The organism is Xenorhabdus koppenhoeferi, assembly GCF_900116635.1.
In the GTDB taxonomy this organism is placed as follows: Bacteria; Pseudomonadota; Gammaproteobacteria; order Enterobacterales; family Enterobacteriaceae; genus Xenorhabdus; species Xenorhabdus koppenhoeferi.
The window spans coordinates 105,525-119,417 of record NZ_FPBJ01000003.1; the positions used below are offsets into that span (position 1 = coordinate 105,525).

General features: G+C 41.3%; 10 protein-coding genes and 1 tRNA gene. 6 read left to right on the forward strand and 5 right to left on the reverse strand.

The genetic code is table 11. From position 1 onward, the window contains the following. Position 1: 1 nt before the first annotated feature. Positions 2–910 carry a DNA-binding transcriptional activator PunR gene (punR, locus tag BM329_RS01820; protein ID WP_092548049.1) on the reverse strand — a complete coding sequence of 303 codons (909 nt, stop codon included), beginning with the start codon at positions 908–910 and terminating at the stop codon, positions 2–4. Between the two features lie 122 nt (positions 911–1,032). Here punR and punC point away from each other — a divergent pair, with 122 nt between their 5' ends. Both punC and cfa read left to right on the forward strand, forming a co-directional pair. Continuing rightward, positions 1,033–2,214, forward strand: a complete 1,182-nt coding sequence (punC, locus tag BM329_RS01825) for a purine nucleoside transporter PunC (RefSeq protein WP_092548052.1) — start codon at positions 1,033–1,035, stop codon at positions 2,212–2,214. Between the two features lie 542 nt (positions 2,215–2,756). After that, the gene (cfa, locus tag BM329_RS01830) at positions 2,757–3,908 is read left to right on the forward strand and encodes a cyclopropane fatty acyl phospholipid synthase (RefSeq protein WP_092548056.1); all 1,152 of its coding nucleotides are present in this window, start codon (positions 2,757–2,759) and stop codon (positions 3,906–3,908) included. Positions 3,909–4,032: 124 nt separating this feature from the next. On the opposite strand, the gene BM329_RS01835 is transcribed toward cfa, so the two are convergent. Beyond that, positions 4,033–4,677 (reverse strand): riboflavin synthase subunit alpha, encoded by a 645-nt coding sequence (locus tag BM329_RS01835; protein WP_092548059.1) that lies wholly within the window; start codon positions 4,675–4,677, stop codon positions 4,033–4,035. Positions 4,678–4,940: 263 nt separating this feature from the next. Between BM329_RS01835 and BM329_RS01840 the strand changes: the two genes are divergently transcribed. From BM329_RS01840 to BM329_RS01860, 4 genes are all read left to right on the forward strand, one after another. Then, a complete protein-coding gene (locus BM329_RS01840) occupies positions 4,941–6,314 on the forward strand; it encodes an MATE family efflux transporter (protein WP_092548062.1) in 1,374 nt (457 codons plus the stop codon). Between the two features lie 158 nt (positions 6,315–6,472). Beyond that, positions 6,473–6,549, forward strand: a tRNA-Val gene (locus BM329_RS01845). A 512-nt stretch (positions 6,550–7,061) separates the two neighbouring features. Beyond that, positions 7,062–8,471, forward strand: a complete 1,410-nt coding sequence (pykF, locus tag BM329_RS01855) for a pyruvate kinase PykF (protein ID WP_092548068.1) — start codon at positions 7,062–7,064, stop codon at positions 8,469–8,471. Between the two features lie 361 nt (positions 8,472–8,832). Beyond that, a complete protein-coding gene (locus BM329_RS01860; RefSeq protein ID WP_092548071.1) occupies positions 8,833–9,069 on the forward strand; it encodes a major outer membrane lipoprotein in 237 nt (78 codons plus the stop codon). Between the two features lie 104 nt (positions 9,070–9,173). Here the strand turns inward: BM329_RS01860 and BM329_RS01865 are convergent, their stop codons facing one another. From BM329_RS01865 to ydiJ, 3 genes are all read right to left on the reverse strand, one after another. After that, positions 9,174–10,238 carry a L,D-transpeptidase family protein gene (locus tag BM329_RS01865; RefSeq protein ID WP_092548074.1) on the reverse strand — a complete coding sequence of 355 codons (1,065 nt, stop codon included), beginning with the start codon at positions 10,236–10,238 and terminating at the stop codon, positions 9,174–9,176. Positions 10,239–10,391: 153 nt separating this feature from the next. Continuing rightward, positions 10,392–10,805: a hotdog fold thioesterase gene (locus BM329_RS01870; RefSeq protein WP_092548077.1), complete on the reverse strand. Its 414-nt coding sequence runs from the start codon at positions 10,803–10,805 to the stop codon at positions 10,392–10,394. Beyond that, a complete protein-coding gene (ydiJ, locus tag BM329_RS01875; protein WP_092548080.1) occupies positions 10,802–13,873 on the reverse strand; it encodes a D-2-hydroxyglutarate dehydrogenase YdiJ in 3,072 nt (1,023 codons plus the stop codon). The genes BM329_RS01870 and ydiJ overlap by 4 nt, the downstream gene beginning before the upstream one ends. Between the last annotated feature and the right edge of the window lie 20 nt (positions 13,874–13,893).

Below are 13,893 nucleotides of genomic sequence, written 5' to 3' on the forward strand. Positions count from 1 at the left end.
GTTAGTTTTCTTGCAACCATTCAGCATTAAGTGTTTCACTATCTCCAAGATAATCAAACAACCAACTTAATGCTGGTGAATAACTTTTTTGCGACCATGCTAAGCAGCATGGGCTATCAGGCAATGGTTGCTCTAGTTCGAGCGCTATCAGTTTTTCCTTGCGAATTAACGGTAATGCATGATGCTCGGGTACCATTCCCATACATAGTCCATCCATCAGGCAATTTAGGCCAACATTCCAATCTGGAACCACCAACCGTCGTTGATTATCTAAAGCCCACGTATCACGTTTGGGTAAGCTACGTGAAGTATCTTCTAAACATAGGCTAGGATAAGGTCGCATTTGGTCATCATTTAATTTTCCTGATATATCTGACAACTCATGCTCAGGGCTGGCTACGCATACCCAAGGCATGAATCCCATATCCTTAAAACTATACCGTTCACCAACAGGAGACGCCCGTGTCGCGCCAATAGCGACATCCACTCGCTCATTGATTAATGCATCCCATACACCATTAAAGACTTCAGGGTAGATGAATAGCTCAATATCAGGAAAATGTCGGTAAAAATCCAAAATTAATTGGTGAGTTCTCTCAGGTTTTACAACTTGATCAACGGCGATACTTAACTGCCCCCGCCAACCATTAGCCACTTGTTGGCACTGATGTCGGGTGTGATTCATTTTTTTGATAACAGAGCGGGCTTCCTTGACAAAAATAGCGCCTGCTTCAGTCAAATCAACGTCACGGTGACGGCGCTCAAATAAAGGCACAGCCAACCACTCTTCAAGTTGTTTTACTGTATAGCTTATAGCAGAAGGTACTCGATGAAGCTCAGATGCAGCTGCACTGAAACTTCCTGTTCTGGCAACAGAATCGACAACTTCCAGAGAGTATTCAGACCACATATATCTTCCTTTCAATTTTTTTCACAGCATATTGCAAATATTACCGTTTCACAAGTAAAAATCATGCCATATAGAATAAGTCGGGTATTCTCTTATCAACTACAAATCAAATTATTAACACAATGGAAACAAATAAAAATTCAATTCTATTCATGTTCTATCTCTCCGGTCTGAGCATGCTCGGTTACTTGGCTATCGACATGTATCTGCCTGCTTTTGACATAATGAAAGCAGAATTAGGTACTTCAGCAAATTCTATCAGTGCGAGTCTCAGTATTTTTCTCGCTGGCTTTGCCTTTGCCCAGCTGTTATGGGGGCAATTGTCTGACCGTTTAGGAAGAAAGCCTGTTCTTATTATCGGATTATCTCTGTTTTCCATTAGCTGTTTAGGTATGCTCTGGATAACTGATTCCACACAATTGCTTGTACTGAGATTTATTCAAGCGGTAGGAGTCTGTTCTGCGGCGGTTTCCTGGCAAGCTCTGGTCGTTGACAGATATGATACAGAACAAGCCAAACGCGTTTTTGCCATGATCATGCCTTTAGTTGCGCTTTCCCCTGCCCTTGCACCTTTATTGGGGGCATGGTTATTGATGCATGGTGGCTGGAGAATTATTTTCCTTGTATTATTGGCAGTAACACTCTTGCTGCTGGCTCCAACATTTTTGTTAACCAATAAATATGGTAATACCGAAACCAATACCGACGGTAAGACGACAATTTCTTTCTTTAAATTACTAAGCTCCCCTGTTTTTAGTGGGAATGTACTGATTTATGCTTCTTGCAGCGCTGGCTTTTTTGCCTGGCTGACTGGTTCACCAACAATTTTGAATAATATGGGCTATGACCCTACCGATATTGGCCTAAGTTATATTCCGCAAACTTTAGCGTTTATGTTTGGTGGATATGGTTGTCGTATCTTATTGGAAAAAGTAAAAAGTGAAACAGTATTTCCAATTTTGCTGATTGGTTATGCTGTCAGTATGGTTATTATTTATTTGATTTCCATCTCCAATGAGCCTTCATTTATAGCAATTCTTATTCCTTTCTGTGTCATGGCTGCAATGAATGGTGCCTCTTATCCAATTGCGGTGGCAAATACTCTCTCTGTTTACCCTAAGAACAGTGGTAAAGCTGCCGCATTACAAAATGCATTGCAATTAGGGCTTTGTTTTGTCGCAAGTATGATTGTCTCGCTATTTATGAAATATCCTCTTCTATCGACAGCAACAGTTATGGTTTCTACTGTTGTTCCCATGGCAGCAGGTTATTGGCTACAAAAAAAAATTCCAAAAAACAATTAAACATAAATCGAACAATTTCCGAACACAATAATAAATAAGAATATTATCATCTAAAGGTTATATCATAATGTAGCCTTAGATGATTGTTAAAATACTATTTCACTCATATACTCATACCACTTCACTATTCTAAAAAATCCGGAGTTCAAGGTTTTTCAGAGCACAGAAGTTCTCTTTAGTTTTAGGATGAATAAGCAATTTGTGCTTTCTTGATAATTTCATATTATTTCTAAATAATTCTTCTTGGTTTTAACATAATAAGAAATAACTATAAATAGGCTTTCATCATAGTGTTACACTCAAATTACAAGATTCCTTACCCTCGTTGCACGACGAGTCAGGAAGTGAACTACCATTTTGGAGTGCTATTTATATAAAGTGATACCTATACCCATTGGATTTCAAGATGCAGCGCGACGGCAAGGAGCGAATCCCCTGGAGCATAGATAACTATGTGACCGGGGTGAGTGAGCGCAGCCAACAAAGCTGCAACTTGAAAGACGACAGGTATAAAATTCCATCACACAAATGTTGGAGAGCATATGAGTTCATCTTTCATTGAAGGTAAAAATACAATAATTGATTCTTGGCATAAGATCATCCATGAATTGCTTCAGGAAGCTGATATTGAAATCAACGGCAAACGACCTTTCGATATACATATAAAAAATCCAAACTTCTATAAACGAGTGTTGAAAGAAGGCTCTCTGGGGTTGGGTGAAAGTTATATGGATGGCTGGTGGGAATGTGATCGCCTTGATATTTTCTTTCATAAAATATTGCGGGCTGGTTTAGAACACCGCATACCAAAACGTATTAAAGATATTTTGCAGGTAATTGCCACCCGGATATTTAATCTACAATCGCCCAAAAGAGCCTGGATTGTAGGTCAAGAACATTATGATTTAGGCAACGACCTTTTTACCCGAATGCTTGATCCTTATATGCAGTATTCTTGTGGTTACTGGAAAAATGCCAATACACTGGAAGAAGCTCAATCCCACAAGCTCCGTCTGATTTGTGAAAAACTACAACTATCCCCGGGGATGACATTATTAGATATTGGCTGTGGATGGGGTGGGTTATCTGCTTATGCTGCAAAAAACTACGGTGTATCTGTTACTGGAGTCACAATCTCAGCTGAACAACAGAAATATGCACAAGAACGCTGTCAGGATCTAAGTGTAAAAATTATCCTTGAAGACTATCGAAATCTAAATCTTCAGTTTGATCGCATTGCTTCCGTTGGTATGTTTGAGCACGTTGGCCCTAAAAATTATGCCACTTATTTTGATATTGTGAAAAAAAATCTAAAATCTGATGGCATATTTCTTCTCCATACTATCGGCTCTAATCGTGACAAATCGAGTGCCGATGCGTGGATCACCAAATATATTTTTCCAAATGGCTGTTTACCATCGATTCCAAGAATTGCCAAAGCCATTAATGGGAAATTTGTCATGGAAGATTGGCACAATTTTGGTGCCGATTACGATCGGACACTTATGGCATGGTATGAACACTTTATTTCAAGCTGGCCCGAAATAGAACATAACTACAGCCCACGCTTCAAACGGATGTTCAGCTATTATTTAAATGCTTGCGCTGGTGCATTTCGAGCCAGAGATATTCAACTATGGCAGATTGTATTCAGCCCACAAGGCTTTGAAAAAGGACTGAGAGTACCTAGGTAAAGCATAATTCCACCGATAACATTCCAAAAGCTACAGAAACCGCATTCCTGTAGCTTTCATATTTGGTTGAATTTGGTTTAATGCCGTTGTCAAAAAGCCTATATCACAACTCAATAATATTTTTTTATTGTTCTTCGATTTGAGACAATGACCTTTCCTGTTCTTTTTGTGCCATGACTCGCTCAACAGTATCAACAATCGCCTGAGTCTGTGGATCAATCTCGATATTGACCTTTTGCCCCAGACGCCTCTTGCCGAGAGTAGTACGTTCTAATGTTTCCGGTATCAAGTGGACACAGAAGCGATTATTCACTACATCCCCAATCGTCAGACTGATGCCGTCAATGCCAATAAACCCTTTATGCAAGATATACTTCATCAATTGCTTATCGTGAATTCGAAACCAGATTTCATGATTATTTTCAGAAGTGAAAATCTTGGCAATTTCAGCAGTCGTAATAATATGACCAGACATCAGATGCCCGCCAATTTCGTCACCAAACTTAGCCGCCCTTTCCAGATTAACCAAGTCACCTGCCTTAAGTTCGCCAAGATTAGTCAAGCGAAGTGTTTCTTTCATCAAATCGAAGCTAATTAAATCGCCATCAATCTTCGTTACAGTCAAACAACAACCATTGTGGGAAACAGAAGCCCCCGCCTCAATTCCGGGTAATAATTCAGCCGGAAATTTAACAACATGAGTCCGAAAGTGCATTTTTTCATCAACAGCCACTATCGGCGCTTTTCCCTGAACAATACCTGTAAACATGGGAACCTCTTTAATAATTTTACCTAGCAAGTTAGTTTAACCCACTCATTGCTTTTAAACACTATGCAGGGTGTACGTAAATGTGGATACGATTCAATGAATAGTCTCAATTATTAAGTATAAACCCCGTATAATAATTGGATTAATAAAATGAGTCCTATACAATTAGTCGCTTATAAGCAATATATTTTCCGCTAACATCGTTTGCTCGCAGAAATATTCCTTGTTTTTTCAGTCAATTTTCAATCAAAAAGGTGTAGTACGTGCAGAAATATTTAAATGAAGCGCGTAGTTTGCTCGCTCTGGGAATCCCCGTCATCATCGCACAATTTTCACAAACTGCGATGGGTGTCATCGATACAGTTATGGCCGGTAAAGCCGGTGCTATTGAGATGTCAGCCGTTGCCGTAGGCACGTCTATCTGGCTACCCACTATTCTATTTGGTCAGGGAGTATTGCTTGCCTTAACGCCAATCGTGGCACACATGAATGGCTCCGGCCAGAGAAAAGGTGTCGCAAGTCAGATCCAGCAAGGGTTTTGGCTGGCTACTTTCCTTTCTATTTTTGTCATCGTGATATTGTATAACAGCCGCTTTATTATAGAAGCACAACATAATATCGATCCTGTTATGGCCCAAAAAGCGACGGATTTTATCCACGCGATTATGTGGGGGGCTCCTGGCTACTTGTTCTATCAGGTTCTGCGAGGTCAATGCGAAGGATTGTCGAAAACCAAACCAGCAATGATAATCGGTATTCTCGGGTTACTGGTTAATATCCCTGTCAACTATATTTTCATTTACGGCAAATTTGGTGCTCCAGAATTGGGCGGTGTTGGCTGTGGTGTTGCAACAGCAACAGTTTACTGGGTTATGTTCCTTTTGCTACTTGCCTATGTTAAACATTTTCCTACCCAAAAGGACATCCAGACATTTAGCAATTTTGCAGCCCCTAAATGGTATACCCAAAAAAGAATTATCCTGCTTGGCTTACCTATCGCCCTGGCAATGTTCTTTGAAGTTACACTTTTTGCGGTTGTCTCATTGCTGATTTCTCCTCTTGGCGTTGTTTCCGTGGCTGGTCATCAGATATCACTCAATTTCAGTTCATTGATGTTTATGTTCCCTTTGTCATTGGGGATCGCGGCAACTATCCGTGTTGGCTATAACCTTGGTAAACAATCAACCGAAGGTGCTAAGATATCTGCATATACCAGTCTTATTGTTGGCTTGATCATTGCTTGTATGACCGCCACTTTCAGCGTGCTGTTCCGCAAACATATCGCATTTATGTATAACGATAATCCTGAGGTTGTCATTCTTGCCTCTCATCTGATGTTATTTGCAGCTATTTATCAGCTTTCTGATGCTGTTCAAGTTATCGGTTCAGGTATATTGCGTGGGTATAAAGATACGCGCTCGATCTTCTTTATCACCTTAATCTCTTATTGGTTTTTAGGACTATCGAGCGGTTATATTCTGGGATTGACTAATTATATTACTGAACCCATGGGACCAAAGGGCTTCTGGATAGGCTTTATTATAGGTTTAACCGCAGCAGCGTTCATGATGGGTTACCGGATTTGGTGGACACAAAAACAGTCGGTTAGTTTTATCCTGAAACGTTCTACCCGTTAATTTAGTATATTAAGCTATCAATCTAGGGGAAAAGCTTCAAATTCATTCTAAAAGATGTAAATACGAGCAGTTGAACAAGAATTTGCACTTTTCCCCTTGCCAGAAAGCTCAATGATCGTTAATATTCGTCCCCGTTGTCAGTCACGTAAATTTAAATTGCGTCCGTAGCTCAGTTGGTTAGAGCACCACCTTGACATGGTGGGGGTCGGTGGTTCAAGTCCACTCGGACGCACCATTTCTTATTTCTTGTAAGAAATTATCAATTCGCATAAAATAATCCTTGCTTTTTCCTCGTTATTTTCTTTGATTACATTTCTATAAATTAATAGTCTTCTAATCATTGCCTCACTAGAAACTCATTTACATCTTTTTTGCGCAACAACTCCCTGATTTCTTTAACATGAACAGGATTATTTCCCTCTTCTCCTTGTATAAATCTTTTCAAGAACCGTTTTTTTGATTCATTTCACAGAAATTAGTCTCTATAATACGTTCCCATCATAAGTTGAATGGTTTCAGCCAATTGATTTACCGAATTCAGAAAAAATTACAGATGAATAATCGTTCCCAGTCAGCATATCTGTATATAACTGACCTTACGCTAAAAAACTATTTAACGCGTTCTACTATCCATTTTTATCCGTTTTCCGTTATGTTGCGCAACTTACAACATCAGATGATGTTGGCATCAATGTCAATGGTTGACGAGTCACTATTTTATCCATTAAAACCAGTAGATAAATTGTCATGAAAAAAACAAAAATTGTTTGTACTATAGGGCCGAAAACAGAATCTGAAGAGAAATTGACTGAACTGCTCAATGCAGGCGTGAACGTAATGCGTCTGAATTTTTCTCACGGTGACTACGAAGAACATGGTCAACGTATTAAAAATATTCGCGCAGTCACAGCAAAAACTGGCAAAAAAGCAGCAATCCTACTGGATACTAAAGGCCCTGAAATCCGCACCATAAAACTGGAAAATGGTAATGATGTTTCCCTCACTGCGGGCCAGACTTTCACCTTTACAACAGACAAAACCGTCATTGGTAATCAAGAGCGTGTAGCCGTAACTTATGCGGGATTACCGGCAGATCTGGCACCAGGTAATACTGTATTGGTTGATGATGGTTTGATCGCCATGACAGTTAAAGAAATCACGGCAACTGAAGTCATCTGTGAAGTATTGAACAACGGTGATTTGGGCGAGAACAAAGGTGTTAACCTGCCAAATGTTTCCATCAACCTGCCTGCTTTGTCAGAAAAAGACAAACAAGATCTGGTGTTTGGTTGTGAACAAAGTGTAGATTTTATCGCTGCTTCCTTCATCCGTAAACGCGCCGATGTACTGGAAATTCGTGAACATCTGAAAGCTCACGGCGGCGAGCATATCCAAATTATCTCGAAAATCGAAAATCAGGAAGGTCTGAATAATTTCGATGAAATTCTCGCAGCTTCCGATGGCATCATGGTTGCTCGTGGTGATTTGGGTGTCGAAATCCCTGTAGAAGAAGTTATCTTCGCACAGAAAATGATGATTGAAAAATGTAATGCGGCTCGTAAAGTTGTTATTACTGCAACACAAATGCTGGATTCCATGATCAAAAATCCACGTCCTACCCGTGCTGAAGCTGGCGACGTTGCCAACGCTATTCTAGATGGTACTGATGCGGTGATGCTTTCCGGTGAAAGTGCCAAGGGAAAATACCCCATCGAAGCGGTTTCTATCATGGCAACTATCTGTGAACGCACAGATCGCGTTATGAATAGTCGAATTGAAAATACCCAAACCCACAAACTGCGTGTTACCGAAGCAGTCAGCCGTGGTGCTGTTGAAATCGCTGAAAAGCTGGAAGCACCACTGATCGTTGTAGCGACCTACGGCGGTAAATCTGCAAGATCTATCCGCAAATATTTCCCTAATGCACAAATTCTTGCTTTGACTACAAATGAAATCACTGCTCGTCAATTACTGTTGGTGAAAGGCGTTTTTACACAGATTGTAAAAGAAATCGCTTCTACCGATGATTTTTATCGAATTGGTAAAGAAGCTGCTCTGGCAAGTGGCATGGCACATAAAGATGATATCGTTGTTATGGTATCTGGTGCTCTGGTACCAAGTGGTACAACGAACACGTCTTCTGTTCACGTGCTTTAATTCTTTGTAATTTTAAATTGCAGATACAGTGCCGCCTAATTTCAGGCAGCACTGCCAATCATAAAGCAACATTAATATGTTAAATTTATTGAACATATAACAAATCGTTTTTTTATATCTCACTATCGCTCATCATTATCATGGTGAACTTTATAACCTATACACTGTTACATTAGACAGATTTCCCAATTTGAAATAAAACAAAATTTCCGTTTTATTACCTATATCCAAAATTTATTGGTTTATTTTGAGATAAAGAACAGTAGATTTTTTTGTAGCAAAAATTTATTCTCTTTCTAAAATAGTTTGTGTAATACTTAGATGGCTACTTGGAGACTAACTTAATCTAGAGGGTAATGTGATGAATCGTACTAAAGTTGTATTTGGTGCAGTAATTCTGGCTTCTACTCTGTTAGCAGGTTGTTCAAGCGCAACTAAAGTTGAACAGCTAGCTTCTCAGGTTCAAACTCTGGGTTCTAAAGTTGACCAGCTGAGCAATGACCTCGGTTCTATTCGTTCTGATGTGCAATCAGCCAAAGACGAAGCAGCTCGCGCCAATCAACGCCTTAATAACCAAGTTCATTCTTACAAGAAATAAACTTGTAGCAAATAACAAAAAATGGCGTGCTACTGTACGCCATTTTTAACTGCTCTAATTCCCTTTTATTTCTCCAGCGGAGATCATCATCTATCAACTCTATTTCAAGTTTCTGGTTGGTAAATTGGCCCAGGTTGATACAACCGAGGCACTTTGACAGGTTTGATCTCGGTGATGTCTTTTTCACTAGTTTCAATCGATCTTGAAATTTCCAATCCTTGCTGATTGTTTGAGGGCTGCCCTTTATTCACCAACATAGGCATTCCAGAACGACGGGTAATCGTTTGCTCGACAATAACTCCATCTGTCTCACGATTATCAAGGAATTTCACCAACCCCTCCGAGCGCAGAATTGGAATCATCTGAGGATCATCATTCTCCGTCTTGGAAAGTGGCTGATGAACTTCTATATAACGCTTACCATCCGGTTCCACCGTATATTTTATAGGTTCATTAATAACCTGAACACGGGTTCCCCGTGGAACAGTTCTGAATAAATCTTCAATATCATCAGGACGCAAGCGAATACATCCGGAGCTGACACGCATACCGATGCCAAAATTCACATTTGTACCGTGGATAAGATATTCACCACGTCCGGCTGCTAAGCGTAAAGCAAAATCTCCCATTGGGTTATCTGGGCCAGATGGCATTACAGCAGGTAAAGTAATCCCCCTACTCGCATAATCCCTGCGAATGTTGGCAGTTGGTGTCCATGTTGGATTTTCAATCAACTGACTAACTGAAGTTGTCATCGTTGGCGTATCGCGCCCAAGCTGCCCTATTCCAATGGGATATACAATGACATGATTGGTTCCCTTAGGATAATAATAGAGTCTGAGTTCAGCCAAATTGATAATAATACCTTGACGAGGTGTATCCGGGAGCAGCATTTGCGACGGAATAATAAGTTCAGTACCTGCCTCCGGTAAATACGGATCAATTCCGGGATTAGCTTCCAGCATCGCCAGTAAACCTATTTGATATTTGGCAGCGATAGATTCCAGCGATAGCCCCTCGGCAGATACCACATAAGTGGTATTTTCACCGATCAGACGGCGATTGTCAGGTGGCAATGGGTACTCAACAGCATGGGCGATATTAGCCAATCCACTTAACGATAACATGCCAACCAAGAACATGCCGATAAAAGTTAAAAAACGCTTCATACATGCCCCCTGAGATGATACTTGAAATGTCTGTGATTAATTAATAGCCTGTTTTGTATTCTATCGCATTCATTATAAACAGTGTCATATCGTTCCTGCCAGCCAGATACTGACAGGGGCAAAATGCAATACTATCACTCTAGAGGGATAACACTAAGATAAAACAGCCGTTGTCAGGCGAGATGTACAACATAATTGTTGTTGCTCATTATAGATGTCAATCTGCCAAACCTGATGTGAACGACCAAGGTGAATAGGTTTACAAATGCCTTTAACTGTGCCTTCCCGAACAGATTTCAGATGATTGGCATTGATTTCCACCCCCACTACTTTCTGTTCACCTTCCGAGCAAAGATATCCCGCAAACGAACCGAGTGTTTCAGCCAATACTACAGATGCACCACCATGCAAGATCCCAAATGGCTGTTTAGTTCGTTGATCAACCGGCATCGTTGCTTCAATAAAATCATCGCCAATCTGGATAAATTCGATTCCTAAATGCTCCACTATACTGTTATTATTCATGCTGTTAAGTGAACCCACATCTATATGACGTTTCCAAATCACGGTACTATCTCCAATAAGGCTTGTAATGGGTGTTTAAGTTGCTTTCCTTCTACGCGTTTCACTTGACTGCGGCATGAATACCCTGTACTCAAACAATGTTCCAAAGACAGATTGCTCAGTGCCGGAGCCCATGAAAGTTTGTAGATACCAACCGAGTTCTCCAGATTTTGCTTTTCATGTCCATATGTACCTGCCATGCCACAACACCCCACACTGAGATTATTCAAGTTATGACCAAAGTGACGGAAGATATCACCCCACTGCTTACCGCTATTAGGCAGTGATGTGGTTTCTGTACAGTGCCCCAATAAATACCAGTTATAGTTGGATATTGAGTCATCGCGTTTCTCTTGTGGCATTTTTTCCGGCAGAATGTTAGCCAGCCATTCATGAACTAATTGGACTTTAAAAGTGCCTCTCTGTTCTCCCAGAATATCTTTATATTCATCCCGATAACATAACACCAAAGCAGGATCGACCCCTATCATAGGGATATTCAGGCATGCCATCCGGTTAAGAAATTCGGCTGTTTTCCCTGCTGTCTTGGCAAATTGACTCAGGAATCCTTTCACATGCTGTGCTTTTCCATTAGGTGTAAATGGCAGTAACACAGGTTTATATCCCAATTTTTCCGCCAACTGGACAAAATCAGTGACAACTTTCGCATCGTGGTAACTCGTAAAAGGATCTTGAACAATCAATACGTATTGCTCACGCAGAGATGGTGATAAGTTTTCCAACTGTTCGAGCGTCGTCCTTGCTGCATAATGTCCTGCAAGTTGCTGTTGCAGGGTCGGGTAAGAAAGCAAAGGCAGATCGACCATACCAATCGTATGCTGACTGATTTTTTGTACCCAAGGTTGTTTTAAGAAGAAATTAAATACCCGAGGCGCTTTTGCCATTAATGGTGTGCTGTGTTCAACATTCGCCACAATATGATCACGCAATGGACGCAAGTAACGCCCGTGATAAAGAGCCAGAAAACGTGCGCGAAATGAAGGTACATCAATCTTGATCGGGCATTGTGTCGAGCAGGCTTTACACGCTAAACAACCTGACATCGCTTCTTTCACTTCATGTGAGAAATCATATTCTCCTCGCCATGCCTGCCAGCTATAACGGGTTTTTTCAATCAAGCCCCGTAAACTAGAGCGCTTCTGATTCAGCCCCTGCTCCAATAATTCGGGTTCAACACCCTGCTCCGACAACAATCGTAACCATTCCCTGACAAGAGTAGCCCTGCCTTTAGGAGAATGAATGCGATGCTGGCTGATCTTCATTGAAGGACACATTGGGCTTTTGACATCAAAATTGAAGCAAAGACCATTGCCATTACATTCCATCGCACCACGAAATGCGGTTCTCACATTAACAGGAATTGTACGATCATAAGTTCCGCGTTTGGCTGCATCGACTTTCATCATCGGGACATCGATCCCAATTGGTGAACAGATTTTCCCGGGATTCAACCGATTGAGTGGATCAAATGCCGCTTTTATCCGACGCAGTTCGCTATATAAAATTTCACCAAAAAAAGCTGGGCTATACTCAGCTCTAAATCCCTTGCCATGCTCCCCCCATAGCAATCCACCGTATTTGGCCGTCAAACGAACAATTTCATCGGAAATCTGCTTCATCAGGATTTCCTGTTGAGGATCACACATGTCTAAAGCCGGGCGAACATGTAAAACACCGGCATCTACATGTCCGAACATACCGTAATCCAACTTATGGTTATCCAAAAGTTGCCGAAACTCAGCAATATAATCGGCAAGATGTTGAGGAGGAACGCAAGTGTCTTCGACAAATGGGATAGGTTTGGCTGCCCCTTTGCTGTTACCGAGCAAACCTACGGATTTTTTCCGCATGGCGTAAATACGTTCGATATCCATCAAGTTATGGCATGTTTGATAGCCAATGACCCCAGCCTGATTTTTTGCCATCGATTCATCAAGGCGCAGGCAAAGATCGTGAACCTGTTGCTCAATTTGCTGTTCATCATCGCCACTGAATTCGACAATATTCAGCCCTTGCATATCCTTATCAGGCACATCAGTAATCAATTCCTTTACTGAATGCCAAATGATATCTTCACGCGCTAAGTTGAGTACCCTGGAATCTACCGTTTCAACCGAAAGCGCCCTGGCTGCCACCATAAAAGGGGCATTACGCAGCGCTGAATCAAAGGAATCATATTTGACATTCACCAATCGCCTGGCTTTTGGCAGCGGAGTAATATCTAGAGTGGCCTCCGTAATGAAGGCCAATGTACCTTCAGAGCCAGTCAGGATACGAGTAAGATCGAATGTCTGCATATCATTACTGAACACATGGCGCAAATCATATCCCGTCAGAAATCGGTTGAGCTTAGGGAATTTCTCGATGATTAATTTGCGTTGCTCACGGCAACGTTCCAGTACTGTTTTGTAAACATGGCCAATGATCGTTTCTTCCTGAGCAATCGATTCCGCTAATGATGTACTCATAGGTCGGGTATCAAACATTTCTCCGCCCAATAAAACCGCACGCACACCAAGTACATGATCTGAGGTTTTACCATAAACCAGTGAACCTTGACCGGAAGCATCTGTATTGATCATACCACCCAACGTCGCACGATTACTGGTTGATAATTCAGGAGAGAAAAAGTAACCAAAAGGTTTTAGATATTGATTGAGTTGATCTTTAATGACACCCGCTTCGACTTTAACCCATCCCTGTTCTGGATTAATTTCCAGAATTCGGTTCATATAACGGGACATATCCACCACAATACCATTGTTAAGTGATTGCCCATTCGTACCGGTTCCCCCGCCACGGGGAGTAAATGTCAGAGTCTGAAAATGCCCCTTTGCGGCAACCCTTGCCAGCAGTACAACATCGGCACTGGAACGCGGAAATACAATGGCTTGCGGTAACAATTGATAAATGCTGTTATCTGTTGCCATCGTCAACCGATCGGCATAGCTACTGGCAGTGTCCCCTGTAAAGCCAGCTTCTTTCAGTGCAGTCAAATAGTCCTGTGTCAGTTCACTGGCGTGGGGGGCTTGTGATATACGTGGAATCATTGGCTGGTTGCCCCTTTTCT